Origin of the sequence: Ensifer sp. Root423 (assembly GCF_001426275.1) — a bacterium.
Lineage (GTDB): Bacteria > Pseudomonadota > Alphaproteobacteria > Rhizobiales > Rhizobiaceae > Ensifer > Ensifer adhaerens.
In genome coordinates this window covers 20,484-44,426 of record NZ_LMEG01000047.1, presented here as the reverse complement: position 1 = coordinate 44,426, position 23,943 = coordinate 20,484, and the positions used below count along the sequence as shown (strand labels likewise).

At 62.7% G+C, this 23,943-nt stretch carries 21 protein-coding genes; 8 read left to right on the top strand and 13 right to left on the bottom strand.

Annotation, left to right across the window (positions count from 1 at the left end):
- Window positions 1-39: 39 nt before the first annotated feature.
- Entirely contained in the window at window positions 40-441 is a 402-nt protein-coding gene (locus tag ASD01_RS33350; RefSeq protein WP_051659096.1) for a winged helix-turn-helix domain-containing protein, read from the bottom strand.
- Between the two features lie 185 nt (window positions 442-626).
- Between ASD01_RS33350 and ASD01_RS33345 the strand changes: the two genes are divergently transcribed.
- The 6 genes from ASD01_RS33345 (at window position 627) to ASD01_RS33320 (ending at window position 8,645) form a co-directional block, all read left to right on the top strand.
- Window positions 627-1,958, top strand: coding sequence for an NAD(P)/FAD-dependent oxidoreductase (locus tag ASD01_RS33345; RefSeq protein WP_034787143.1), 1,332 nt, complete (start codon window positions 627-629; stop codon window positions 1,956-1,958).
- A 420-nt stretch (window positions 1,959-2,378) separates the two neighbouring features.
- Complete coding sequence (locus ASD01_RS33340) at window positions 2,379-3,611, top strand: 3-methyl-2-oxobutanoate dehydrogenase (2-methylpropanoyl-transferring) subunit alpha (protein ID WP_034787158.1); 1,233 nt, start codon at window positions 2,379-2,381, stop codon at window positions 3,609-3,611.
- Window position 3,612: 1 nt separating this feature from the next.
- Window positions 3,613-4,626 (top strand): alpha-ketoacid dehydrogenase subunit beta, encoded by a 1,014-nt coding sequence (locus tag ASD01_RS33335; RefSeq protein ID WP_034787163.1) that lies wholly within the window; start codon window positions 3,613-3,615, stop codon window positions 4,624-4,626.
- Window position 4,627: 1 nt separating this feature from the next.
- On the top strand, window positions 4,628-5,926 hold the full coding sequence (locus ASD01_RS33330) for a dihydrolipoamide acetyltransferase family protein (RefSeq protein WP_034787169.1): 1,299 nt from the start codon (window positions 4,628-4,630) through the stop codon (window positions 5,924-5,926).
- Between the two features lie 7 nt (window positions 5,927-5,933).
- Entirely contained in the window at window positions 5,934-7,328 is a 1,395-nt protein-coding gene (lpdA, locus tag ASD01_RS33325; protein WP_034787174.1) for a dihydrolipoyl dehydrogenase, read from the top strand.
- A 135-nt stretch (window positions 7,329-7,463) separates the two neighbouring features.
- On the top strand, window positions 7,464-8,645 hold the full coding sequence (locus ASD01_RS33320; protein WP_034787179.1) for an acetyl-CoA C-acyltransferase: 1,182 nt from the start codon (window positions 7,464-7,466) through the stop codon (window positions 8,643-8,645).
- Between the two features lie 99 nt (window positions 8,646-8,744).
- Here the strand turns inward: ASD01_RS33320 and purU are convergent, their stop codons facing one another.
- The 5 genes from purU to hmgA form a co-directional block, all read right to left on the bottom strand.
- A complete protein-coding gene (gene purU / locus ASD01_RS33315) occupies window positions 8,745-9,629 on the bottom strand; it encodes a formyltetrahydrofolate deformylase (protein ID WP_034787183.1) in 885 nt (294 codons plus the stop codon).
- 197 nt (window positions 9,630-9,826) lie between these two features.
- Entirely contained in the window at window positions 9,827-10,465 is a 639-nt protein-coding gene (maiA, locus tag ASD01_RS33310) for a maleylacetoacetate isomerase (protein ID WP_060530578.1), read from the bottom strand.
- 20 nt (window positions 10,466-10,485) lie between these two features.
- Window positions 10,486-11,511: a fumarylacetoacetate hydrolase family protein gene (locus tag ASD01_RS33305; protein WP_034787188.1), complete on the bottom strand. Its 1,026-nt coding sequence runs from the start codon at window positions 11,509-11,511 to the stop codon at window positions 10,486-10,488.
- A gap of 69 nt (window positions 11,512-11,580) precedes the next feature.
- Entirely contained in the window at window positions 11,581-12,450 is an 870-nt protein-coding gene (locus tag ASD01_RS33300) for an MBL fold metallo-hydrolase (RefSeq protein WP_060530577.1), read from the bottom strand.
- Window positions 12,447-13,814 (bottom strand): homogentisate 1,2-dioxygenase, encoded by a 1,368-nt coding sequence (hmgA, locus tag ASD01_RS33295; RefSeq protein ID WP_034787194.1) that lies wholly within the window; start codon window positions 13,812-13,814, stop codon window positions 12,447-12,449. The genes ASD01_RS33300 and hmgA overlap by 4 nt, the downstream gene beginning before the upstream one ends.
- A 176-nt stretch (window positions 13,815-13,990) precedes the next feature.
- On the opposite strand from hmgA, the gene ASD01_RS33290 reads away from it, so the two are divergent.
- A complete protein-coding gene (locus tag ASD01_RS33290; RefSeq protein WP_060530575.1) occupies window positions 13,991-14,455 on the top strand; it encodes a MarR family winged helix-turn-helix transcriptional regulator in 465 nt (154 codons plus the stop codon).
- A gap of 4 nt (window positions 14,456-14,459) precedes the next feature.
- Here ASD01_RS33290 and ASD01_RS33285 read toward each other — a convergent pair whose 3' ends face one another.
- Window positions 14,460-14,939 (bottom strand): Lrp/AsnC family transcriptional regulator, encoded by a 480-nt coding sequence (locus ASD01_RS33285; RefSeq protein ID WP_034787199.1) that lies wholly within the window; start codon window positions 14,937-14,939, stop codon window positions 14,460-14,462.
- Window positions 14,940-15,070: 131 nt separating this feature from the next.
- Here ASD01_RS33285 and hppD point away from each other — a divergent pair, with 131 nt between their 5' ends.
- Complete coding sequence (gene hppD / locus ASD01_RS33280; protein WP_034787202.1) at window positions 15,071-16,183, top strand: 4-hydroxyphenylpyruvate dioxygenase; 1,113 nt, start codon at window positions 15,071-15,073, stop codon at window positions 16,181-16,183.
- Window positions 16,184-16,342: 159 nt separating this feature from the next.
- Here hppD and ASD01_RS33275 read toward each other — a convergent pair whose 3' ends face one another.
- The 6 genes from ASD01_RS33275 to ASD01_RS33250 all read right to left on the bottom strand — a co-directional run bounded on the left by ASD01_RS33275 (window position 16,343) and on the right by ASD01_RS33250 (window position 23,154).
- On the bottom strand, window positions 16,343-17,299 hold the full coding sequence (locus tag ASD01_RS33275; protein WP_034787204.1) for a glycoside hydrolase family 26 protein: 957 nt from the start codon (window positions 17,297-17,299) through the stop codon (window positions 16,343-16,345).
- Between the two features lie 23 nt (window positions 17,300-17,322).
- Window positions 17,323-17,838: a DUF995 domain-containing protein gene (locus ASD01_RS33270; RefSeq protein ID WP_034787207.1), complete on the bottom strand. Its 516-nt coding sequence runs from the start codon at window positions 17,836-17,838 to the stop codon at window positions 17,323-17,325.
- Window positions 17,839-17,888: 50 nt separating this feature from the next.
- Window positions 17,889-19,853, bottom strand: coding sequence for a glycosyltransferase family 2 protein (locus ASD01_RS33265; RefSeq protein WP_063979552.1), 1,965 nt, complete (start codon window positions 19,851-19,853; stop codon window positions 17,889-17,891).
- Window positions 19,850-20,833, bottom strand: a complete 984-nt coding sequence (galE, locus tag ASD01_RS33260; protein ID WP_034787210.1) for a UDP-glucose 4-epimerase GalE — start codon at window positions 20,831-20,833, stop codon at window positions 19,850-19,852. The genes ASD01_RS33265 and galE overlap by 4 nt, the downstream gene beginning before the upstream one ends.
- Before the next feature lies 1 nt (window position 20,834).
- Window positions 20,835-21,875 (bottom strand): UDP-glucuronic acid decarboxylase family protein, encoded by a 1,041-nt coding sequence (locus tag ASD01_RS33255; RefSeq protein ID WP_082566281.1) that lies wholly within the window; start codon window positions 21,873-21,875, stop codon window positions 20,835-20,837.
- 478 nt (window positions 21,876-22,353) lie between these two features.
- The gene (locus tag ASD01_RS33250) at window positions 22,354-23,154 is read right to left on the bottom strand and encodes a helix-turn-helix transcriptional regulator (protein ID WP_060530574.1); all 801 of its coding nucleotides are present in this window, start codon (window positions 23,152-23,154) and stop codon (window positions 22,354-22,356) included.
- Between the last annotated feature and the right edge of the window lie 789 nt (window positions 23,155-23,943).

Genomic DNA, 23,943 nt, shown 5'->3' with positions numbered 1-23,943 from the left:
TGTTTTTATGCACCGCTGCACACTTTTGCGCGACATGCACTAGGCCTTTTGGGAAACAGCCTCGGCCGTATCGGACGCTGGTGTATCGCTGCTCCGAACGGATTCGAGCCAGGCCAGATCCTCGCCGATCGCAAAGCGTGCCTTCTCCTCCATCTCGCGGTAGCGCCGGATAAGCTCTTCGCCGAACGGCGTCACCAAGGCTCCGCCACCCTGTTTGCCGCCGCGCTGCGATTCTACCGAAGGCTCGCTGAACATCCGGTTCAGGGCATCGACCAGCAGCCAGGCGCGGCGGTACGACATGTCCATCGCCCGCCCGGCGGCGGAGATGGAGCCGGTCTCGCGGATCAGTTCGAGCAAGAGGATCTTGCCGCGGCCGAGCCGGTCGGCGGGCGGAAAATCGATGCGCAGGACGGGGCGAAGATCAGGGCGGCTCTCACTCATGCGCGCGAGCATAGAAGCACGCGCAAAATTCCGAAAGACCGTCTCGCGGCGAACCGGACGGGTTGGCGATAAAAGATTGCCAGCAACCGAGCGCCGGCCGACGACGGCCAGATTGCAGGTCTTGATCTCGCGGCGGCGGCATGCACCGATGACCGCGACACCTCCTGCCCGAAAGTGCCCTCCCCATGCCCGGCCCCACGCTCGATCCGATCGCCACAGACACCATCCTGCCCGCCAGGGCCGACGTCGTCATCGTCGGCGGCGGCATCATCGGCGTCAGCACCGCCCTCTTCCTTGCCGAACGCGGTATCAACGTCGTGCTCTGCGAGAAGGGCACGCCCGGCGCCGAGCAATCGAGCCGCAACTGGGGCTGGGTTCGGGTGATGGGCCGTGACGAGCGCGAAATCCCGCTGGCGATCGAGGCGCTGAAGATCTGGGACACGCTCGACACGCGCATCAGTGGCGAGACCGGCTTTCGCCGCAGCGGCATCCTCTATATCTCCGAGAATGAGCGCGACATCGCCAATCGCGACGCATGGCTTGCCATGGCCCGACCCTACGGCGTCGACAGCGTGCAGCTCAGCTCCGACACGACAGAGGCGATGATGCCGGGCGCCGCCATCCGCTACCAAGGCGGGCTCTTCACGCCGAGCGACGGCCGGGCAGAACCGCAGAAGGCGGTGCCCGCGATTGTCGCCGGTGCACGCCGCGCCGGTGCCCGTATCCTGACGGGCTGCGCCGTGCGCGGGGTCGAAAAGGCAGCGGGCCGGATCTCCGCCGTCGTCACCGAGAGAGGCCGCATCGAGACGTCGACCGTCATCGTCGCCGGCGGCGCCTGGTCCAGGCTCTTTCTCAAAAGCCTCGGCATCCGGCTGCCGCAGCTGAAGGTGCGGAATACGGTGTTGAGAACCGGGCCGGTCTCCGGCGGTCCGGAAGGGGCCGGCGCAACCGCGACCTATGCCTATCGCAAGCGCCTCGATGGCGGTTACACGATTGCCGACGGTGCCGCCAACCTGCACGCGGTCGTGCCCGACAGCTTCGCATTCTTCCGGGATTTCCAGCCGGCGCGAAAGGCGGAGGGCGATGCCGTGCAGGTGGGCATCAACGCCCAGAGCTGGAACGAATTGTTCGAGATCGGCACCGTCCCGCTCGACCGGCCCGGCGCCTTCGAACGCCACCGCGTGCTCGATCCCAATCCGGATTCGCGGCGCGCCCTGCGGGCCCTCGACGCCGCCGGCAGGGCCTTGCCATTCCTGCGCAAAACCAAGGTGCAACAGATATGGGGAGGACTGATCGATGTGATGCCCGATGCCGTCCCCGTCATCTCACCCGCCGAAACCGTTCCGGGCCTCATTGTCGCGACGGGTTTTTCCGGCCACGGTTTTGGCATCGGGCCTGGCGCCGGACACCTCGTCGCTGACCTCGTAACCGGCGAGAAACCGATCGTCGATCCGACGCCATTCCGGCTCTCGCGCTTCCTCGATGGAACGCCGATCACCATCGCCCCGCCGGTCTGAGCGCTACCGCCGACGGATCGCCGCGAAAGAAAATTACCGGCAACGACCGGCAAGAAGGTGAACGACACAACGCGTGGGCGCACTCCCGGCAGGATTCTATCTTTCTTCGCCTGCCCCTGCCCCGCAACACGGAAAGACCTTCATAAGCCCCGGAACTCGTGGCAGTCTGTGAGCATTCCCGTCGGGAGAGCGGGGGCTTTTAGGAGGAGTCTGTGCAGACCTTGGGCGGAGGAGCCTTGCCGGTCACATTGCACGTCCTCGTACACCTCAGGCCCATCGTTATCCCGTCCCAGAGCATTTCCAGCGAGGGTCTTAGCGCCTTTGCGTCCGGAAATGCGTGAGAACAGAAATGAAGAGCGGTTCGACTCGAACCGATCTTGATTTGGTGCACTGCGCACTCCGGAGGAGGCCGGAAACCGCATGAGCGATCTCGATCGACTTAGCCTGCATGTCCCCGAACCCGCCGTTCGGCCCGGCGGCCAGCCGGATTTCTCCAACGTCAAGATCCCGAAGGCCGGCTCCGTGCCGCGCCCGGAGGTGGACGTCGCGCCGGAAGAGATGCGCGACCTCGCCTATTCGATCATCCGCGTCTTGAACCGCGACGGCGAAGCGGTCGGTCCCTGGGCCGGGCTGCTTTCGGATGACGAGTTGCTCTCCGGCCTCAGGCACATGATGCTGCTGCGCGCCTTCGATGCGCGCATGGTCATGGCGCAGCGCCAGGGCAAGACCTCCTTCTACATGCAGCATCTGGGCGAAGAGGCCGTCAGTTGCGCCTTCCGCAAGGCGTTGGTGAAGGGCGACATGAACTTCCCGACCTATCGACAGGCCGGTCTTCTGATCGCCGACGGCTATCCCATGGTCGAGATGATGAACCAGATCTTCTCGAACGAGAGCGACCCTCTGCGCGGCCGGCAGCTGCCGATCATGTATTCCTCCAAGGAGCATGGCTTCTTCACCATCTCCGGCAACCTCGCCACCCAATATGTGCAGGCGGTCGGCTGGGCGATGGCGTCGGCCATCAAGCGCGACACCAAGATCGCAGCCGCCTGGATCGGCGACGGCTCGACGGCGGAATCGGACTTCCACTCGGCGCTCGTCTTTGCCTCCACCTACAAGGCGCCCGTTATCCTCAACATCGTCAACAATCAGTGGGCGATCTCGACCTTCCAGGGCATCGCCCGCGGCGGCTCCGGCACCTTTGCCGCCCGCGGCCTCGGCTTCGGCATCCCGGCCCTGCGCGTCGACGGCAACGACTATCTCGCCGTCTACGCCGTCGCCAAATGGGCGGCCGAGCGCGCCCGTCGCAATCTCGGTCCGACACTGATCGAATACGTCACCTACCGCGTCGGCGCCCATTCGACCTCCGACGATCCGAGCGCCTATCGCCCGAAGACGGAATCCGAAGCCTGGCCACTCGGCGATCCAGTCTTGAGATTGAAGAAGCACCTCATCCTTCGCGGCGCCTGGTCGGAAGAGCGTCATGCGCAGGCGGAAGCCGAGATCACCGACGAAGTGATCCAGGCCCAGAAACAGGCCGAGGGCCACGGCACGCTGCATGCCGGCGGCAAGCCGTCGGTGCGCGATATCTTCGAGGGCGTCTATGCCGAGATGCCGCCGCACATTCGCCGCCAGCGGCAGAAGGCAGGATACTGATATGGCCAGAATGACAATGATCGAAGCCGTGCGCAGCGCCATGGATGTCTCCATGGAACGCGACGACAATGTCGTCGTCTTCGGCGAGGACGTCGGCTATTTCGGCGGCGTCTTCCGTTGCACGCAGGGGCTCCAGGCGAAATACGGCAAGACCCGCTGTTTCGACGCGCCGATCAGCGAAAGCGGCATCGTCGGCACGGCGATCGGCATGGCCGCCTACGGGCTGAAGCCCTGCGTCGAGATCCAGTTCGCCGACTATATGTATCCGGCCTACGACCAGATCACCCAGGAAGCGGCCCGTATTCGTTACCGCTCCAACGGTGATTTCACCTGCCCGATCGTCCTGCGCATGCCGACCGGCGGCGGCATCTTCGGTGGCCAGACGCATAGTCAGAGCCCCGAAGCGCTTTTCACCCATGTCTGCGGCCTGAAAGTCGTCGTGCCCTCCAATCCCTACGACGCCAAGGGCCTGCTGATCGCCTCGATCGAGGATCCGGATCCGGTGATGTTCCTGGAACCGAAGCGGCTCTACAACGGCCCCTTCGACGGCCATCATGACCGGCCAGTCATTCCCTGGTCGAAACACGATCTCGGCGAGGTGCCGGAAGGCCACTACACCGTTCCGATCGGCAAGGCGGAAGTCCGCCGAGAGGGCTCCGCCGTCACCGTCGTCGCCTATGGCACCATGGTGCACGTGGCGCTCGCGGCTGCCGAGGAAACCGGCATCGACGCCGAGGTGATCGACCTGCGCAGTCTGCTGCCGCTCGACCTCGATACGATCGTCAAGTCGGTGGAAAAGACCGGGCGCTGCGTCGTCGTGCACGAAGCGACGCTGACGTCGGGCTTCGGCGGCGAAGTGGCCGCCCTCGTGCAGGAGCACTGCTTCTACCATCTCGAAGCGCCCGTCGTGCGCGTCGCCGGCTGGGACACGCCCTACCCGCACGCGCAGGAATGGGACTATTTCCCCGGCCCCGCGCGCGTCGGACGCGCGCTCGTCGAAGTGATGGAGGCCTGACATGGGCGAATTCGTAATCAAGATGCCCGATGTCGGCGAAGGCGTGGCCGAGGCTGAACTCGTCGAATGGCATGTGAAGCCCGGTGACCCCGTGCGCGAGGACATGGTGCTCGCCGCCGTGATGACCGACAAGGCGACCGTCGAAATCCCCTCGCCCGTCACCGGCACCGTGCTCTGGCTCGGCGCCGAGGTAGGCGACACCGTTGCGGTGAAGGCGCCGCTCGTGCGCATCGAAATATCAGGCGAAGGCGAAACGGCTGCTCCCGTGGAAGAGAAGCCTGTCGCGAAGGTGGAAGAAAAACCCGCAGTGAAGACTGAGGCGCCCGCGCCGGTCTCCAAGCCGGCCCAGCCCGCCAAGGTCGAGGTCAAGGCGCCGACCACGAACGGTGTCCACGCCAACGGCGCACATGCCGCTGGCGAACGATTGGAGAAGGCCCTTGCCTCGCCGGCGGTGCGCCTGCGCGCCAAGGAAAGCGGCGTCGATCTGCGCCAGGTGACCGGCACCGGTCCGGCTGGCCGCATCACCCATGATGACCTCGACCAGTTCATCGCCCGCGGCGCTCAGCCGGCGCTTGCGCCGGCCGGCCTGCAGCGCAAGACCGCCGTCGACGAGATCAAGGTAACCGGCCTTCGCCGTCGCATCGCCGAGAAGATGTCGCTTTCGACCTCGCGCATTCCCCACATCACCTATGTGGAAGAGGTCGACATGACGGCGCTCGAGGACCTGCGGACGACGATGAACCGCGACCGCAAACCCGACCAGCCGAAGCTGACCATCCTGCCCTATCTGATGCGCGCGCTCGTGCGCACCATTGCCGATCAACCCGCCGTCAATGCCACTTTCGACGACGGCGCCGGCATCATCAGCCGCCATCACGGCGTGCATATCGGCATCGCCACGCAGACCCCGGCCGGCCTCACCGTTCCGGTCGTGCGCCATGCCGAAGCCCGCGGCATCTGGGATTGTGCCAACGAGCTCAATCGCCTGGCGGATGCTGCCCGCACCGGCACGGCCACCCGCGACGAGCTCACCGGATCGACCATCACCATCTCTTCGCTCGGCGCGCTCGGCGGCATCGTCTCCACGCCGGTCATCAACCATCCGGAAGTGGCGATCATCGGCGTCAACAAGCTCGCCGTCCGGCCGGTCTGGGATGGCACGCAGTTCGTGCCGCGCAAGATCATGAACCTGTCCTCGAGCTTCGATCACCGCGTCATCGACGGCTGGGATGCGGCCGTCTTCGTGCAGCGGCTGAAGACCCTGCTCGAAACGCCGGCGCTTATTTTTGTGGAGGCCTGAGGCGATCATGAAGGAAATTTCCTGCAAGCTGCTCGTCATCGGCGCCGGCCCCGGTGGCTACATCTGCGCAATCCGCGCCGGCCAGCTCGGCATCGACACGGTCATCGTCGAAAAGGCGAAAGCCGGCGGCACCTGCCTCAATGTCGGCTGTATTCCCTCCAAGGCCCTCATCCACGCGGCGGAAGAGTTTCATAAGCTGCGCTCGGCCGCTTCCGGCCGCAGCCCGCTCGGTCTGTCGCTCGCCAATCCGACAATCGACCTCGCCCGCACCATCGCCTGGAAAGACGGCATCGTCGGACGGCTGAACGGCGGCGTCATCGGCCTTCTGAAGAAGTCGGGTGTCAAGGCGGTGATCGGCACCGCCCGTTTCGTCGACGGCAAGACCGTCGATGTCGAGACCGAGATCGGACTGCAGCGCATCCGCGCCGAGACGATCGTCATTGCCACCGGCTCGGCGCCGGTCGAGCTGCCCGACCTGCCATTCGGCGGGTCGATCATTTCCTCGACCGAGGCCCTGTCGCTGAAAAGCGTGCCGAAGAGCATCGCCGTCATCGGCGGCGGTTACATCGGTCTCGAACTTGGCACCGCTTTCGCCAAGCTCGGCAGCCACGTGACCGTACTCGAAGCGCAGCCGCGCATTCTGCCGCTCTATGACGCCGATCTGACGAAACCGATCGCCAAGCGTCTCGGCGAACTCGGCATCGAGGTCTTCACCCAGACGGTCGCCAAGAGCTACTCCGCCGAAACCGGCAGCCTGCAAGCCGAACACAACGGTCGCGCAATCGATGTCGCCGCCGAAAAGGTGCTGGTCACCGTCGGCCGCAAACCCGTGACCGAGGGCGTCGGCCTTGAGGAAATCGACCTCGACCGCACTGGCCGCTTCATCCGCATCGACGACCAGTGCCGGACGTCCATGCGCGGCATCTATGCGATCGGCGACGTCACCGGCGAGCCGATGCTGGCGCACCGCGCCATGGCGCAAGGGGAAATGGTGGCGGAGATCGTCGCCGGTCACAAGCGCAACTGGGACAAGCGCTGCATCCCGGCCGTCTGCTTCACCGATCCGGAGATCGTCACCGCAGGGCTCTCGCCCGACGAGGCGCGTGCGAGCGGCATCGAGATCAAGATCGGCCAGTTCCCCTTCCAGGCGAATGGCCGCGCCATGACGACGCTTGCCGAAGACGGTTTCGTTCGCATCGTCGCTCGCGCCGACAACCACCTGGTGCTCGGCATCCAGGCCGTCGGCCACGGCGTCTCGGAACTCTCGGCAAGCTTCAGCCTGGCGATCGAAATGGGCGCGCGCCTCGAAGACATCGCCGGCACGATCCATGCGCATCCGACGCAATCGGAAGCTTTCCAGGAGTCCGCGTTGAAGGCGCTGGGGCACGCGCTGCATATCTGACGTCGAGGGGCGGTTGGGGCAAAAGTGCCCCTCATCCGGCCTGCCGGCCACCTTCTCCCCGCCACGCGGGGAGAAGGACACACGCGGGTGACGCACTCGCGCCAACCATTGCCTTTTGCCGTATGGGAGAAAGACATGAGCAGAACTGACCCGATCGTCATCGTTTCGGCGGCCCGCACGCCAATGGGCGCCTTTCAGGGCAGCCTCAAGGATTTGACCGCGCCGGAAATCGGCGCCATAGCGCTCAAAGCCGCACTCGATCGTGCCGGCCTTGATGCTGTCGACGAGGTGTTGATGGGCAATGTGCTGCCGGCCGGCATTGGCCAGAACCCGGCGCGCCAGGCAGCCCTTGGCGCCGGCCTCGGCAAGGAAACGCCGTCGACGACCATCTCCAAGGTCTGCGGCTCCGGCATGAAGGCGCTGATGCTTGGCCACGATGCTCTGCTGTCCGGTAGCGCGTCGGTGCTTGCGGTCGGCGGCATGGAGTCGATGACCAACGCGCCCTATCTGCTGCCGAAAGCGCGCGGCGGCTTCCGCCTGGGTCATGGCGAAGTCAAGGACCACATGTTCCTCGATGGCCTCGAAGACGCCTATTCCGGCCGGCTGATGGGCACCTATGCCGAGGACACGGCCGAGCACTATCAGTTCTCGCGCGCCGATCAGGACGGCTTTGCGCTGCGATCTCTGGAGCGCGCAACCCGCGCAGCTGAGGATGGTTCCTTTGCCGAGGAAGTCGTGGCAGTCGCTGGCGCCGGCAAGCGCCAGACCGCCAATCTCGACCGCGACGAACAGCCGACCAAATCGGATCCGTCAAAGATCCCGAAGCTGAAACCCGCCTTCCGCGACGGCGGCAGCGTGACGGCCGCCAATTCGTCGTCGATATCAGACGGGGCAGCGGCGCTGATCCTGATGCGCGCCAGCGAAGCGGAAAAGCGTGGGCTGACCCCGCTTGCTATCGTCGCGGGCCATGCGGGCCACGCCCAGGAGCCGGCCTGGTTCACGACGGCCCCGATTGGCGCAATCGACAAGCTGCTGGCAAGGCTCGCCTGGGAGAAGGGCAGCGTCGGCCTCTACGAAATCAACGAGGCCTTCGCCGTGGTGGCGATGGCGGCGATCCGCGACCTCGGCCTGTCGGACGAGATCGTCAACATCAACGGCGGCGCCTGCGCGCTCGGCCACCCGATCGGCGCATCCGGCGCCCGCATCATCGTGACATTGCTTCACGCCATGCGCGCCAAGGGCGTCAAGCGCGGCATCGCCTCGCTCTGCATCGGCGGCGGCGAGGCGACGGCGGTCGGGCTTGAGCTGTTGCAATAGCGTAGCGCGTTCCGGTCGCCTCGCGCTCCAACCTACGAGAAACGCCGCCGATCGAACCGGCGGCGTTTCTCGTTTTCAGCATGCGATTTGCCTGACGCCTCACCCCATACGCTCGGAAGCATAGGAGCCGGGGCTCGGCGGGAAGACGACGACACGGTTGCCGTTGATGAAGCAACGGTTGTGGATATGGGCGTGCACGGCGCGCGCCAGCACCTGGCTTTCCACGTCGCGGCCGATCGAGACATAGTCTTCGGCGCTCTGGGCGTGGGTGATGCGGGCGATGTCCTGCTCGATGATCGGGCCTTCGTCGAGGTCGGCGGTGACGTAGTGCGCCGTCGCGCCGATCAGCTTCACGCCGCGCTCATAGGCCTGCTTGTAGGGGTTGGCGCCCTTGAACGACGGCAGGAAGGAGTGATGGATGTTGATGATGCGGCCCGACATCTTCTTGCAGAGCGCGTCGGACAGGACCTGCATGTAGCGGGCAAGCACGATCAGTTCGGCGCCGGTCTGGTCGACCAGTTCCAGCAGCTGGGCTTCCGCCTTCGGCTTGTTCTCCTTCGTCACCTTGATGCAGTGGAACGGGATATCGTGGTTGACCACCACCTTCTGGTAGTCGAAGTGGTTGGAGACGACACCGACGATATCGATCGGCAGTGCGCCGATCTTCCAGCGATAGAGCAGGTCGTTGAGGCAATGGCCGAAACGCGACACCATGAGCAGCACCTTCATGCGCTCCTCGCTGTCGCGGATCTCGGCGTTCATGTCGAAGCGCTTCACCACCGCTTCGAAACCTGCCTTCAACTCGTCGAGTTTTGCGCCTTCCTGGCTGATGAAGCTGAGACGCATGAAGAACAGGCCGGTTTCGAGGTCGTCGAACTGCGAACTGTCGGAGATATAACAGCCCTTTTCGGCGAGATAGCCGGTGATCGCGGCGACGATGCCACGGGTGGTCTTGCAGCTGACGTTCAGCACATAGCTTTTCATCGGTATGTCTCTCGCTCCAGAGGTTTTTCCGGCCCCCTTATACGGCCAGTCATACAAAAACTAGCGCGGCCTTTTCGCCGCCGTCGATCCATTCGCGACATTCGCTTGACGGAACCGGCCAGAGAAGGCGGCCCGCAGGATGCGGGCGCGCCCGAAGGTGCAAGGAGAAGGGATCAAGCGAGAAGCCGCTTGGCCGATCAGCGCGGCGTGCGGTCCGGGTGCGCGCGGGCGAAAGCCTCGATCTCCGCGCAGTTCTGGTCGATCGCGACCAGCCGCGGACAGGCCGAAATATCGACGTCCCATCGGCGGGCATTGTAGACCTGCGGCACAAGGCAGAAATCCGCCATGGTCGGCATGTCGCCATGGCAGAAGCGCCCGGTCGCGGAATGGTCGAGCAACCGTTCGAAGGCGGCAAGCCCCTCGCCGATGAACTTGCGCATCCAGTTGCGCCGCGCCGCCTCGCTGTCCTCGGCATTGGCCATGACGTGGGACACGACGCTGAGATTGCAGACGGGGTGGATGTCCATGGCGATCGCATAGGACAGGCTGCGCACCCGCTGACGACCGATGGCGTCATCCGGCAGGAAGCCGGAGGTTGCCCGGGTCTCGGCGAGGTACTCGATGATGGCGAGCGATTGCGTGAAGCGCTCGCCATCGATCTCAAGGACAGGCACGAGCCCTTGCGGGTTGCGGACCAGATGCTCCGGCGCCTTGTGTGCCTTGGCAAGCAGGTCGACCGGCACAGAACGATAGCTTTCACCGAGGTTGTTGAGCGCGATGCGCACCCGATAGCTCGCCGACGAACGCCAGTAGTCGTAAAGGACGGTCTCGCTCATGCCTTGCCCGTTCGTGTCAGTCAGCCGTTTGCGACTGTGTTGTAAGCTTCGACGGTCTGCTCGATAGCTCCGAAGATGGAATGACCGGTTTTGTCCTTCATCTCGATGCGCACGACGTCGCCGACCCTCAGGAACTGGGTTTTCGGCGCACCGCCGGCGATCGTCTCGATCATCCGGAGTTCAGCGATGCAGGAATAGCCGGCGCCGCCTTCCGCAACGGGCTTGCCCGGTCCGCCGTCGAGCTTGTTGGAAACGGTGCCCGAACCGATGATCGTGCCGGCGGAAAGCGGCCGGGTCTTGGCCGCATGCGCGACCAGCTGCGCAAAATCGAAGGTCATGTCGATGCCGGCATTGGCGCGGCCGAAGGGTTTGCCGTTGAGGTCGACTTGGAGCGGCAGGTGCAGCTTGCCGCCGTCCCAGGCGTCGCCCAGTTCATCCGGCGAAACGGCAACCGGCGAAAAGGCCGACGACGGCTTTGACTGGAAGAAACCAAAACCCTTGGCAAGCTCGGCCGGGATCAACCCGCGCAGCGACACGTCGTTGACGAGCATGACGAGCTGGATCGCCGCCCGTGCCTCGTCGATGGTCGCACCCATCGGCACGTCGTCGACGATGACGGCGACCTCGCCCTCCATGTCGACGCCAAAGGTCTCGTCGGCAAGCGGGATCGGATCGCGCGGCGCAATGAAGCTGTCGGAGCCGCCCTGGTACATCAAGGGATCGGTCCAGAAGCTTGAAGGCATCTCGGCATTGCGGGCCTTGCGCACCAGCTCGACGTGATTGACGTAGGCCGAGCCGTCGGCCCATTGGTAAGCGCGCGGCAACGGCGACAGCGCATCATGTTCATGGAAGCGGATCGTCGGCTGCGAACCGGTCTCGATCCCTTCGGCGACGCGCGCAAGCCGAGGGCCCGCATGCGCCCAGTCGTCGAGCGCTGCCTGCAGCGTGCGGGCGATGTGCCCGACCTCCGAGCAGCGGGTAAGATCGCGGGAGACGACCACGAGCTTTCCGTCGCGCGTACTGTCCTTGAGTGTCGCCAGTTTCATGCAGTCCTCCCTCTCAAACTTCTCATTGTTCCAGACCGAAGACCGCTTCGCGGCCGTCGCGGAATTCCTTTACGCGGACGAATCGTCCGCAATCTTCACAACAAGGCCGTCGGTGGCGATCGTCAAGGCGCCCGCCCAGTTTTTGCGAGCCGCCGCAATCCAGTGGGCCTCAGATATCTCGGGGTCGTCGGCGGGGATGAGGTGATGCAGCACCAGCCGGCCGACGCCGGCAGCCGCCGCGATCGCCGCCGCCTGTTCGGCGAAGCTATGGCTCGCCAGCAGATGCTCCTTCAGCCGCGCGCCATTGCCGGTGCGCGCCACCAGCCGGTCGACGCCTTCGGCGAGCATCGCCTCATGCACGAGGATGTCAGCTCCTTTGGCGAAATCAGCAAGCGGAGGGAAATAGGCCGTATCGGACGAGAACACGACCGAGCCTTCCGCATCGTCGAACCGAAGCGCAAAGCAATCGGTCACCGGCGGATGGTCGACGCGCAGCGCCGAGAGCGTCAGGCCGTTCTCGGAGAAGATCTCGCCTTCCGAAAACTCGATGACCTCGACCAGCATCCGCAGGTCGGGCCGGCCCTCATCGACGATACGGATCTCGATGTCGAAGGCCATCGATTGCAGGAAGCCCTGCCAATAGGCGCGAGTGCCTGTGGGCCCGTAGACGCGTACCGGCTGCGACAACCCCGCGGTCCAGGCCGTGTGAATGAGCGGCCCGAGTTCCAGCACATGATCCGAATGCAGATGGGTAATGACGATCAGGTCCAGCGTCTTCAGCGCCACACCGGCATCGGTCAGTCCGCGCGTGACGCCAAGGCCGCAATCGACGACAACCGTCCGGCCGCCGATTTGAAGCAGAGACGACGTCGGCCACGGGCCGCCCGGCCGGATCGCCGGACCGCCCTTGCTGCCGAGCAAAACCAGGCGTGAACTCAAGACCAATCGCCTTCCGGCGTCCCGTTGAACCGCTTCTTGAGATCCGTCCAGCAGTCGATGTAGTTGTCCTGCAACGTCTCCAGTTCGGCGGCGTAGCGGGTCAGTTGCTGCGGGAAGCGGGTCTCGAACATGAAGGCCATCGTATGGTCGAGCTTCACCGGTTTCAACTCGCTATTCGTCGCTTTGTCGTAGCCCGACGCATCGGGCCCATGCGCCAGCATCATGTTGTGCAGGCTCATGCCGCCAGGCACGAAGCCCTCTTCCTTTGCGTCGTAGCGACCGTAGATCAGCCCCATGAATTCGCTCATGATGTTGCGGTGGTACCAGGGCGGACGGAAAGTGTGTTCAGCCACCAACCAGCGCGGCGGGAAGATAACGAAATCGATATTCGCCGTGCCCTCTTCGCCCGAGGGCGCCGTCAGCACCGTGAAGATCGACGGATCCGGATGGTCAAAGAGGATCGCGCCGACGGGCGAATAGGTCTTGAGGTCGTATTTGTAGGGCGCGTAGTTGCCATGCCAGGCGATGACGTCGAGCGGCGAATGGCCGATCTCGGTTACGTGGAAACCGCCGCACCACTTCACATGCACGCGGCAGGGCGTCTCCTTCTCCTCGAAGGCGGCGACCGGCGTCTTGAAATCGCGCGGATTAGCCAGGCAGTTTGCGCCGATCGGACCGCGATCCGGCAGCGTGAACTTGGCGCCGTAGTTTTCGCAGACATAGCCGCGCCAAACCTTCTCGTCGCCAAGTCGCGTCACCTTGAACATGGTGCCGCGTGGCACGATGCAGATCTCGGAGGGTTCGACGTCCATCTTGCCGAGCTCGGTGAACACCTGGATCGCGCCCATTTCCGGAACGATCAGCAGCTCGCCGTCGGCATTGAAGAAATAGTCGTCCACCATGTCGGCGTTGAAGGCATAGGCATGCGCTGCCATGCCCGAATGCGTCGGCGCATCGCCCGCCGTCGTCATCGTGCGGATGCCCTGCAGGAAGTTCAGCTTTTCCGTCGGCTCCGGCAGTGGATTCCAGCGCAACTGGCCAAGCGCCAGGGAATGCTCGGCGACATGCGGCGCCGTCTTCCAGTGCGGATAGTCGATTTTGTTGAAACGTCCGGTGTGGCGAACGCTCGGGCGGATGCGATAAAGCCAGGACCGCTCGTTGGTGCCGCGCGGCGCGGTAAAGGGGGAGCCCGAAAGCTGCTCGGCATAGAGGCCATAGGCACATTTCTGCGGGCTGTTCTGCCCTTGCGGCAGGGCGCCCGGCAGGCTCTCGGTCTCGAAATCATTGCCGAAGCCGGGCATGTAGCCAAGCGCTTCGTTGGCCTTAGCCAGTGTCCCGGCCTGTTTTCCTGCCTTGTCCAGCATCGTCGATCCTCCTCCTCATGGCACCCTGCTTCGGCTTCGCGAAGCGACCTGTTCACAGGTCCGGCGCAATTCCAAATACCGCGGCGACGGCCTTTTCCCAGGGGGGACGCAGGCGTCGCCTTCGGCATATTAGTTGCAATCGTAACTATCGATTTTGTAACTATCAAGGATGCCCGATGGCCGCCGATGGCTTCGAACTCAATGCCTTCCTACCCTATCGGCTGAACCGCGCCGCGGAGTTCGTCGCGCTGCGCTTTGCCGCCCAGTACAAGGCGCGCTACCAGCTCACGCGCCCGGAATGGCGCACTCTGGCCGCCCTCGGCAGCACAAGCCGCCCGATGACGGCCACCGAAGTCGGCGCGCACTCGGCCATGCACAAGACCAAGGTCAGCCGCGCCGTCGCCTTGCTCGAAGAACGCCGCTGGCTGACGCGGCGCGAAGACGAAAACGACCGCCGCATCGAACATCTGGAACTGACGAAGACCGGCATCCGGGCCTATGGCGAATTGACGGAGCTTGCCGTCCGCTATCAGGCGGAACTCGACACGCTGATCGGGCCGGCCGGGATACAGGCGCTCGCCGTCGGGCTGGAAGCAGTGGAACGCGCTATCGGCAGGTTCGACCCTCCGCCCTCTGCCTGAGGCTTCAGCCCTTCATCCGCTCGGGGATCGGCACGCCCTCGAAGCTCTTCAAGGTTTCAAGCACGATCGACGTCTTCACATGCTGCACGCTGTCGTGCGGCAGAAGCACGTCATTGACGAAGCGCGACAGCCCCGCAAGATCCGGCGTCACCACCCGCATGTGGTAGTCCATCTCGCCGGTGAGCGCATAGGCCTCCAGCACCTCCGGCAGGCCGGAAATGAGCTTGCCGAAGCGCTTGGCATTGTCGCGATTGTGGGTGGCGAGCGTGACCGAGATCACCACCATCAGATCGAGGCCGAGCTTCTGCCGGTCGATCTGTGCCTGGTAGCCGGTGATGTAGCCTTCCGCTTCAAGCCGGGTGCGCCGGCGCGAACATTGCGATGGCGAAAGCGCGATGCGTTCCGACAGTTCGTTGTTGGTCAGATGCCCGTCACGCTGCAATTCGCTGAGGATCTTGAGATCGAACCCGTCAAGCTGCTCCATTCGTGCATCCTAATACGCAATTTTGCATGTTTCGTGCGCCATTCTGTCTAAACCGCGCAAGAATACAAGCATCATGCATGGGAATTGCGTCATACTCCAGCAAAGTTTGGAAGAATAAGAGGAGACTTCCGATGGGCCCCTTCCCGCATGACGCCCCGCCGGCAACGATTACCGCTGACAATCCCGCCGGCACCGACGGCTTCGAGTTCGTCGAATTCGCCCATCCGGAACCGGAAAAGCTGGCCGAGCTCTTTACTCGCATGGGCTACAGCCCGGTCGCCAAACACAGAAGCAAGAACATCACCGTCTGGCGCCAGGGCGACATCAATTACATCCTGAACGCCGAGCCTGGCTCGCACGCCATGCGCTTCGTCGACGAACACGGCCCCTGCGCCCCGTCGATGGCCTGGCGCGTCGTCGATGCCAAGCACGCCTTCGAGCATGCAGTCTCGAAGGGCGCCATCCCTTACGAAGGCAGGGACAAGTGTCTCGATGTCCCGGCGATCGTCGGCATCGGCGGCTCGCTGCTCTATTTCGTCGAGACTTACGGTGCCAAGGGCTCGGCCTACGAGGCCGAATTCGAGTGGACCGGGGAGCGCAATCCGAAGCCCGAGGGCGTCGGCTTCTATTATCTCGACCACCTGACCCACAACGTCTATCGCGGCAATATGGACAAGTGGTGGGCCTTCTACCGCGAACTGTTCAACTTCACGCAGATCCACTTCTTCGACATCGACGGCCGCATCACCGGCCTCGTCAGCCGCGCGATCACCTCGCCCTGCGGCAAGATCCGTATCCCCTTGAACGAGTCCAAGGACGATACGAGCCAGATCGAGGAGTATCTGCGCAAGTACAAGGGCGAAGGCATCCAGCACATCGCCGTCGGCACCGAAGGCATCTACGATGCCACCGACAAGCTGTCGGACAATGGCCTGAAGTTCATGCCGGGGCCGCCGGAGACCTACTACGACATGTCTCACGACCGTGTGCACGGCCATGATGAGCCGATCGACAGGATGAAGAAGCACGGCATCCTCATCGACGGCGAAGGTGTCGTGAACGGTGGCATGACAAAGATCCTCTTGCAGATCTTCTCGAAAACCGTAATCGGCCCTATCTTCTTCGAGTTCATCCAGCGCAAGGGCGACGAGGGTTTCGGCGAGGGCAACTTCCGCGCTCTGTTCGAATCGATCGAAGCCGACCAGATCCGTCGCGGCGAACTGGGTCCGCAGGCGGCCGAGTAAGTCAGGTCCGGCATCGGCCGGACGCCACCGCCCAGTCAAATCAGCCTCTCGCCTCAAGCGAGGGGCTTTTTACTTTGGAGACCTGGGCCACCTGCGAGCCAGCCGCGCCCAGTGTACCCCCCAACGTGCCCCAAGAGGGGCACGCATCGGCGAGATGCCTCAGTTCGTGGCGTCGTTGACCACCCGCCAGTGTGGCCGACCAAGGTCGTGCGGCCAATCGATGACGTCGCGGTCGTTGAAGTAGACGACCTCGGCGAGATTGGGGAACTGCGAATCCGCTTGCGTCGCGGCGTTCATCCAGGGCTGCATATAGGCTTGGCTGCCTTCCCATCCGAGCTCGGCCACCCATATCGGCTTGTTGTATTTGGCGACCAGGTCGTAGCCGGGTTTCAGTGCCTCGGTGAAGGTCTTCGGCGCGCCGTATTCGATCTTGTCAAACGGTTCAAGCCCGAAGACCGAGAGGCCGACGAGATCGACGTAGTCATCGCCCGGATAGTAGTCGACCAGGTTCGGCAGCCCCTTGGGCGACCACATGATCTGCGCTTTTGGCGCTTTCGCCCGCACGATGTCCATCGCGTGCCGGTAGGCCTTGATCCAGTCCTGGGGATCCCAGCCGGCCCAGGAGAAACGCCCGGACGTATCTTCCATTTCCTGGCCCCAGCGCACGATGACTGGGCTCTTCAGCCCGGCAATCGTGTTGGCGATTGCTTCCATGTTGGCGTCATACTCACCTCTGAGCATGCGGTCGCGAAGCTGCGTCGGCGTCAGTTTCCAGTCCAGCGACCAGGACCAGGGCTCGATGGTGATCAGCAGGTTGCGATTGCGCTGGAGCGCGTACTCGTCGGCGACCTGCAGAGAGGCGAGGTCCACGTCTTCCCAAGGCAGGAACAGCGCCTCGGTCGAGACATCGCTCTGGGCGCCGAAATCGCCATGCGGATCATAGGCACCGAACTTCGTTCCGCCCGGGTGAATGACCGGACGTTTATCGCTCATCGTCTGTTCTGCACTGGTCGCAGGATTGGCTTTCTCCTGCGCCAACGCGGATACCAAGCTTGCACTGAGATCCAGCTGGAGAGCCAGAGCCGTGCATAGCGCGAATGCCAATTTGCGTTTCATTTCATCCTCCTGCAGCAGAACGTCTATTTCTTGGCCAGGAACTGTTCCTTCAGCCGGAGTGCCTTGGCCGTGATGTTGTCGTGTGCGACGAAGCGTTTGTACTCGTCACCGGCGCGGGGCTTGGCATGGCTGAAGACGTACCACTTCCCGTTGGGCACCTTGCGTTGATAGACCGTGTCGCCGATCCGGGCGTGACCGAAGCAGCTCCTGGCGTTGCCGGCATTGGCCGAGGTCGTCCAGGTGGCCTGCATGCACATCATGCCGAGGTCGCTGACGTACCAGTTGCCTTCGGCAAAGGAACGATCGCCCTTGCCCTTGTCGACGAACGCCACGAGCTTGCGCCCGTGGGCTTCGAACCGGGCACCGCCTGTCGACCATTCCCAGGTCTTGTTGCGGTAGAGCGAGTAGACCTCATAGGCGCTGAGCGGCTTTGGCTTGACTTCCATCTTCGCCTTGACCGGCTCGGCGCCGAAATAGACCGCGGCCGCTGCCAAAGGCACCAGCAGCGGGAGAGCTATGACTTTCAACGACCCTTTCATTGCATTTCTCCTCGCATTGGAGACCACACACACTCGACTGCTTGCCGTCGTCATGACGGCACATGAAACCGACCGACCTTCCTGGTCGTTATCGTTTCCCTGTTACTTTGTTGGCTGATATTCGATGCACTGATTTCGCCGCGCGCCTGCCCGTCGGATGGCTGTGAAAACCCTCTCCATTTCAGGCGGAAGCGAACGGTTTTGAGATTGGTGCCGCTGCCGGCACCGGCGACCGTGTATCTCGTTTCGGTGAAGCTCACGAACTGCAGGCCGTGCGACAGCGCCTGGGTTGCCTCGGCCCCATGGCGCACGGCCGATTGAGCCGAGAGCACCGAGACCAGCACCAGGCACCCGGCCGTCGCCGCCGTCATCGTCGACCGCGGGATCAGGGCCAACCGGTTTTCGCGTGCGTGGCAAATGAGGATCACCGCCACCAACCCCGCATAGATGAGCGCGTTGATGCCGGCGAAGACATAAAACCCGCGCGCCGTGCCGGCATCGGAGATACCCCAGGCGACCAGAGCCGATGCCAAGGCGAGCACCAGATAGGGCATCAGCACCCGCAGCGGCAAAGGCGCGGCGGCACCGCCACCCTTCGGCGTGATGCGGAAGTCGACGAAGGAGCCCGTCAGATGATCGCGCACCGCCGCAAGGCAACCGAGCAGCGACCAGGGCCAGCGTGCAAACAGGAACAGCGTGCCTTCCCAGCTCAGGACGCGTGCGTCATAGGGCCGGAACGTGCCCGTCGAGCGCCAGAAATAGGCAAGCGCGATCAGCACCAACGAGAGCGGCGCGAAATGCAGCAGAAATTCCGGATAGGTGACGGCGACGAAGGTCCGACCGGAGACGAGCGCCACGATCGGCATCAGGAACATCAGCGCCATGAACGACGAAAACAGCGGATACCAGAGCTGCGAGAACAGGAACTGGAACTTCAGCCGCGGCGACAGCTTCGGCACGTAGACCGGCGAGTATTTCAACAGGATCGTGACGAGGCTTCGCGACCATTGGAACTCCTGAACCACGAGATCGGCGAAATTGGCCGGTCCGTCGCCATGGGCGATCGCGTTCAGCGCATGCACGCCGCGCCAGCCATGGGCATTCATGATCAGCGTTGTCGAATGGTCTTCGGCAAGTTCGGGCCCAAGCCCACCGATCTGCTTCAGGGCCTTGGTCCGAACGGCATAGTGCGAACCGATGCACAGCGGCGCCCAGCCGTTGTTGTAGCCGGCCTGCAGCGAGCCGTGCATGCTGGCCTCCGCGTGGAGCCTCCCGCGCGCTGCCCAGCTGGTGGCGGCGTTGGCATCGCAGATGCTCGGCGCCGAGACATAACCGACCGACGGGTCGTTGAACGGGCGCAGCACCTCGACGAGATAGGTGGTTTCCGGCACATGATCGGCATCGAACTGGGCGACGAAATCGTAGCGCTCGTAGCCATAGTGATCGTAGAAATAGGCGAGGTTTCCCTCCTTGCACCGGGTCCGGCGCGGCCAGGAAGAGCGATGGTAGTCTGCGACGCCCTTTCGCGTGGAGATCATCACCCCGCGCGCCGCGCACCAGGCAATCGTGTCCGGTGACGGATCTTCGTCGGCGAGCCACACGTCGAATTCGCAGCCGGTCTGGTCGAGCATGGCGAGCAGCGTCTTGCGCACCACCGAAAAGGGTTCCGAAGGCGCCTTGGTCACCACCATCGCGACCCGCCCCTGCGGCACCCGGACGGCGCTTGCCGCCATAACCTTCGCGCCGGAAAAGATCACGATGAAATAGACCGGCAGCAGCGTGATCCATCCGACGACCACCGTGATCAGCACATAGGACGGCCAGTCGACGACGTGGGCGGGATCAAGCCACCACTGCCAGAAATACAGGAGGGCGCCAAACCATGCGGCAATGCCGAGGACATGGAGCAGTCGCAGCCGGCCCGAAAACAGGGCGGCGGGCGCCGAAGCGGCCTTCCGGCTCTGCCCGAAGGCGATCGTCTCATCCGGTTTCGCGGTTTCCAGCGACCAGTTCATGAGCGCACCTCCAGGCCGAAGCTCGGCGCGGCCGTCGCGATGATCGTGTCGATGTCCGAAAGCTGCGGACGGAAACCCAGCCTCTGGCGCGCCCAGTTTGTGTCGGCATAGAGAACCGGCGGGTCGCCGGGCCGGCGCGGCAGCATCTGCACCGGAACCGGCCGACCGGTGACCCGGTCGATGGCCGACAGCACCTGCCGGACCGACGTCCCATGGCCAGAACCGAGATTGGCGTGCAACACCTCGCCGCCGTCGCGCAGATAGTTCACCGCCGCCACATGCGCGTCGGCAAGATCGGTCACGTGGATGTAGTCGCGGATGCAGGTGCCATCCGGTGTCGCATAGTCGTCGCCGAAGACATCGAGCCTGTCGATCCGCCCGGCCGCCGCCATCAGCGCACGGGGAATGAGATGCGTTTCCGGATCGTGTTTTTCGGTCAGCTGCCCCTCCGGATCGGCGCCGGCCGCATTGAAGTAGCGCAGCGCCACCGAGCGGATGCCGTAGGCACGGGCATAGTCGCCAAGCATCAGTTCGATCATCAGCTTGGTGCGGCCATAAGGATTGATCGGCAGCTGAACCATGTCCTCGGTAATCGGCAGCTGCGGCGGGATGCCGTAGGTGGCGCACGAGCTGGAAAAGACGATGCGTCCAAGTCCGGTCGCCCGGCAGGCTTCCAGAAGCGCGATGCTGCCGGCGACATTGTTGGTGTAGTATTTTCCGGGATCCTCGACCGATTCCCCGACATAGGCGGATGCGGCAAAGTGGATGAGGCATTCGGGCGAATGGGTCCGGATAGCCGCCGCCAACCGTTCCTTGTCCTCGATCGCCCCCTCCACGAGGGGGCCCCATTTCACGTTGGCTCGATGCCCCGTCGAGAGATTGTCGTAGACGACGGGAACGATGCCCTGCTCAGCCAGACGCTTGCAGGTGTGGCTGCCTATGAAGCCGGCTCCGCCGGTGACCAGTGCGACGCGAGACATGTCATACCGCCTCTCCGGCCACTGCGCGACCGGCCGCACTGAGGCGCTCGTCGAAATGGGCGATCGTGCGCTCAAGGCCTTCGCGCAGCATCACCTTCGGCTCCCATGCGAGCTCGCCACGCGCCTGGGTGATATCGGGTCGCCGCTGGCGGGGATCGTCGGTGGCCGCCGCCAGATGCACGATGCGCGAGCGCGAGCCCGTCATCGAAAGCACCATTCGCGCGAGCTCGAGAACCGTGAACTCTCCGGGATTGCCGAGGTTGATCGGCCCGGTGCACGGGTCGGCCGAGACCGAAAGGCGGAGGAAACCGTCGATCAGGTCGTCGACATAGCAGAAGGACCGGGTCTGGTGCCCGTCACCGTAGATCGTCAGGTCCTTGCCCTGCAGGGCTTGGACGACGAAGTTCGATATCACCCGCCCGTCATCGGGCCGCATGCGCGGACCGTAGGTGTTGAAGATACGCGCGACCTTGATCTTCACGCCGTAAGTCCGGTGGTAGTCGAAGAACAGCGTCTCGGCCGACCGTTTGCCTTCGTCATAGCAGGCTCGCGGCCCGATCGTGTTGACGTTGCCGAAATAGGTTTCCCGCTGCGGACTGGTCAGCGGATCGCCATAGACTTCCGAAGTCGAGGACTGGATGACGGTGGCGCCAGTGGCCTTGGCGTTTTCGAGCGCATGCAGCGCGCCGAGAACGTTCGTCATCAATGTCCCGACCGGGTCCGCCTGATAGTCCGGTGGTGACGCGGGGGAGGCAAAGTTGAAGATGACATCGGCATCGATCAGGTAGGGCTTTCGAACGTCGTGATCGATGATGTGGAGATGGGGGTCCTGCGCCAGATGAGAGAGATTTTCGCGCCGGCCGGTCGAAAAGTTGTCAAGACAGATGACCGTATGACCCAGGGAAATAAGTCTTTCGCAAATATGAGATCCGAGAAAACCACTTCCACCCGTTACTAGTATTCTCTTCGGTATTCCTGCGATCTTCTTAAGAAACTCCCGCTGTCCGACCACGGACAGCGGTCCCGTGACGACCTTTCGCATGCGCACCTCCAATTATTAAACTCACCATTTTCGTTGGTGATTTGGAGACGGGATGCGAGCGCAATAGATAATAAAAATATTCTCTTTATTACAACGACACGCACAACCCGACAAAAAATAAACTATTCAATTTCAATCAATATTTTTTAGATTCTCAATTTCAATATTAGCTAATTATCAAATACGAACCGTCCAGTCAATATGTATGGAATTTATTTCCAGTAAATAATCCAAAATTACAACAAATTACTATTGACATAATCATATGTGATTACATTTCAGCCAATCCAGGCCAAAAGTAACGAAATATTTACCAGTATATTCTAGGGTAATTTTCGGTGTGATCTTTCGAGCTTTCACTGTCGAGGAGACATGCCACAGCGGGACCGCCCGGCCAATCGCCGGGGCAGGCTCAAAGTAGCATTTGATTTCGGGAATCAGCCCCAGGAGAACGCACCTGGGGCCGAATACGTCGCGCCTAGTTCTTCCAACGCGACAGGAGGACGTCGCCGTTGCGCTCCGTCGCCGCATCGTTGGTGAAGTATCGAGACGCCGCTTCCGTACGGTTGCGAACGTTCATCTTCTTATAGATGTTGCGGACGTGAACCTTGACGGTATTTTCCGACAGCCCGAGCCGGTCCGCGATGATCTTGTTCTGCGTGCCCTTGCAGATCAGATCGAGGATCTGGACCTCGCGTGTCGTCAGGCCATCGGGGCCAGCATCGCGCTTGCGCCGTCCTGTTCCCGAAACGGTCGTCTGGCCCGGGGCCTCCCCGCGCCGGCCATAAAGGCTGTTCGCCGCGAAAGGCTCGGGAGAAAGCCGCCGCAGCAGAGCCGCCGGGAAATGTTCGCCGCCCTTCATCAGTAAGTCGATGGCCGCAAGGCAGACATCCAGATTGAGGTTCAACGGCAGGACGCCATGGATGAGGCGCTCTTCGACGAAGCCGGCAATCGACGGATCGAGTTCCTCGGCATTCTCCACCACCAGGCCAATCGATGCCCGCGGGTGGAACTCGTGAATGGTCCGCAAGATAGCCGGAAAGGACTTGGGAGGCATCCGGTACAGCATGATCAGCGTGACATCGACGAGACTACCGTCAAGCAGATTGTCGGGATCGGAGAAGCTGACGATATCGTGCCCTTGAAACCTGGACCCGACGGCCTGCATCAGGCATTCGGCGAACAGGTCGATCTTGGCGAGCATTACGATTTTTTTCTTTTGTGACAAAGCCTTGTTGTTATCTTCAAAATCACCCACGTTGGAGCTTCCAGGATACATTACGCCCTCCTAGGATTTTTCCATTTATTTTTATGGGTGCCCCGGTCTGGCCGTGGGCACGCCCCACTTTCAAAAAATTTATTCGGAACCACTTATGCGTCACGATTATTCCTGTGCGATAAAATTCGCGATAGCTAATGTAACGTAAAGATCTCCGCAACGAAACAGCCCAAAAGGATTAGAGAAGCGCCGGAAGGGCACTTAAATCGTTATAAATCGAACCATCTTTGGGTTATATTGCTAACGTTCTGTTTACCAAGACGCGGAACGCTCTCAAAAACAAGCCTCTAGGATACCCCCAGCAGAGCGAGCGTCCTATGCATTTCTGCCAAGACGGACCCGACGGCGCGCGATAAATGGATTAGTTAAGCGGCCTCGTGCAGCCGCGCTTACCCCCCCTCTTCCGCTCCGATATACGCAGGAATACTTAGTTGGTACTAGGAGGCCCGTCCGCTGCTGTCGACGATAGCCCGAAGCCAAGCGCAAAGCGTGGAAAGCGCGGAGGTATCGGTCGGCAGATGCCCCTGAAAAAGCAGGGGATTTCCTCGCTGCGCCAATGGCTTGCGGTCGATGGCTAGGCGAGAAAGTGTCAGTAATTACAAACCACTAACTAGAATTGGTATCTTCCGCGCCACGCCATTTGGTGTCAAATTGAGCGTTCGTTCCGGAAGATCAAAAGGGAGCGGCTGAGCGCCACCAAGCGCTTCCAGCCGTGAGAAGCCTCGACCTCCGGAGAGTAGCGTCAGCGTTCCACCGAGTAAGCGTAAAGCAAGCCAACATACAAACCGG

Bases quoted from the DNA above. Each gene is read 5' to 3' on its own strand.
- ASD01_RS33350 (WP_051659096.1), bottom strand. From the start codon at position 441: ATGAGTGAGAGCCGCCCTGATCTTCGCCCCGTCCTGCGCATCGATTTT.
- ASD01_RS33345 (WP_034787143.1), top strand. From the start codon at position 627: ATGCCCGGCCCCACGCTCGATCCGATCGCCACAGACACCATCCTGCCC.
- ASD01_RS33340 (WP_034787158.1), top strand. From the start codon at position 2,379: ATGAGCGATCTCGATCGACTTAGCCTGCATGTCCCCGAACCCGCCGTT.
- ASD01_RS33335 (WP_034787163.1), top strand. From the start codon at position 3,613: ATGGCCAGAATGACAATGATCGAAGCCGTGCGCAGCGCCATGGATGTC.
- ASD01_RS33330 (WP_034787169.1), top strand. From the start codon at position 4,628: ATGGGCGAATTCGTAATCAAGATGCCCGATGTCGGCGAAGGCGTGGCC.
- lpdA (WP_034787174.1), top strand. From the start codon at position 5,934: ATGAAGGAAATTTCCTGCAAGCTGCTCGTCATCGGCGCCGGCCCCGGT.
- ASD01_RS33320 (WP_034787179.1), top strand. From the start codon at position 7,464: ATGAGCAGAACTGACCCGATCGTCATCGTTTCGGCGGCCCGCACGCCA.
- purU (WP_034787183.1), bottom strand. From the start codon at position 9,629: ATGAAAAGCTATGTGCTGAACGTCAGCTGCAAGACCACCCGTGGCATC.
- maiA (WP_060530578.1), bottom strand. From the start codon at position 10,465: ATGAGCGAGACCGTCCTTTACGACTACTGGCGTTCGTCGGCGAGCTAT.
- ASD01_RS33305 (WP_034787188.1), bottom strand. From the start codon at position 11,511: ATGAAACTGGCGACACTCAAGGACAGTACGCGCGACGGAAAGCTCGTG.
- hmgA (WP_034787194.1), bottom strand. From the start codon at position 13,814: ATGCTGGACAAGGCAGGAAAACAGGCCGGGACACTGGCTAAGGCCAAC.
- ASD01_RS33290 (WP_060530575.1), top strand. From the start codon at position 13,991: ATGGCCGCCGATGGCTTCGAACTCAATGCCTTCCTACCCTATCGGCTG.
- ASD01_RS33285 (WP_034787199.1), bottom strand. From the start codon at position 14,939: ATGGAGCAGCTTGACGGGTTCGATCTCAAGATCCTCAGCGAATTGCAG.
- hppD (WP_034787202.1), top strand. From the start codon at position 15,071: ATGGGCCCCTTCCCGCATGACGCCCCGCCGGCAACGATTACCGCTGAC.
- ASD01_RS33275 (WP_034787204.1), bottom strand. From the start codon at position 17,299: ATGAAACGCAAATTGGCATTCGCGCTATGCACGGCTCTGGCTCTCCAG.
- ASD01_RS33270 (WP_034787207.1), bottom strand. From the start codon at position 17,838: ATGAAAGGGTCGTTGAAAGTCATAGCTCTCCCGCTGCTGGTGCCTTTG.
- ASD01_RS33265 (WP_063979552.1), bottom strand. From the start codon at position 19,853: ATGAACTGGTCGCTGGAAACCGCGAAACCGGATGAGACGATCGCCTTC.
- galE (WP_034787210.1), bottom strand. From the start codon at position 20,833: ATGTCTCGCGTCGCACTGGTCACCGGCGGAGCCGGCTTCATAGGCAGC.
- ASD01_RS33255 (WP_082566281.1), bottom strand. From the start codon at position 21,875: ATGCGAAAGGTCGTCACGGGACCGCTGTCCGTGGTCGGACAGCGGGAG.
- ASD01_RS33250 (WP_060530574.1), bottom strand. From the start codon at position 23,154: ATGTATCCTGGAAGCTCCAACGTGGGTGATTTTGAAGATAACAACAAG.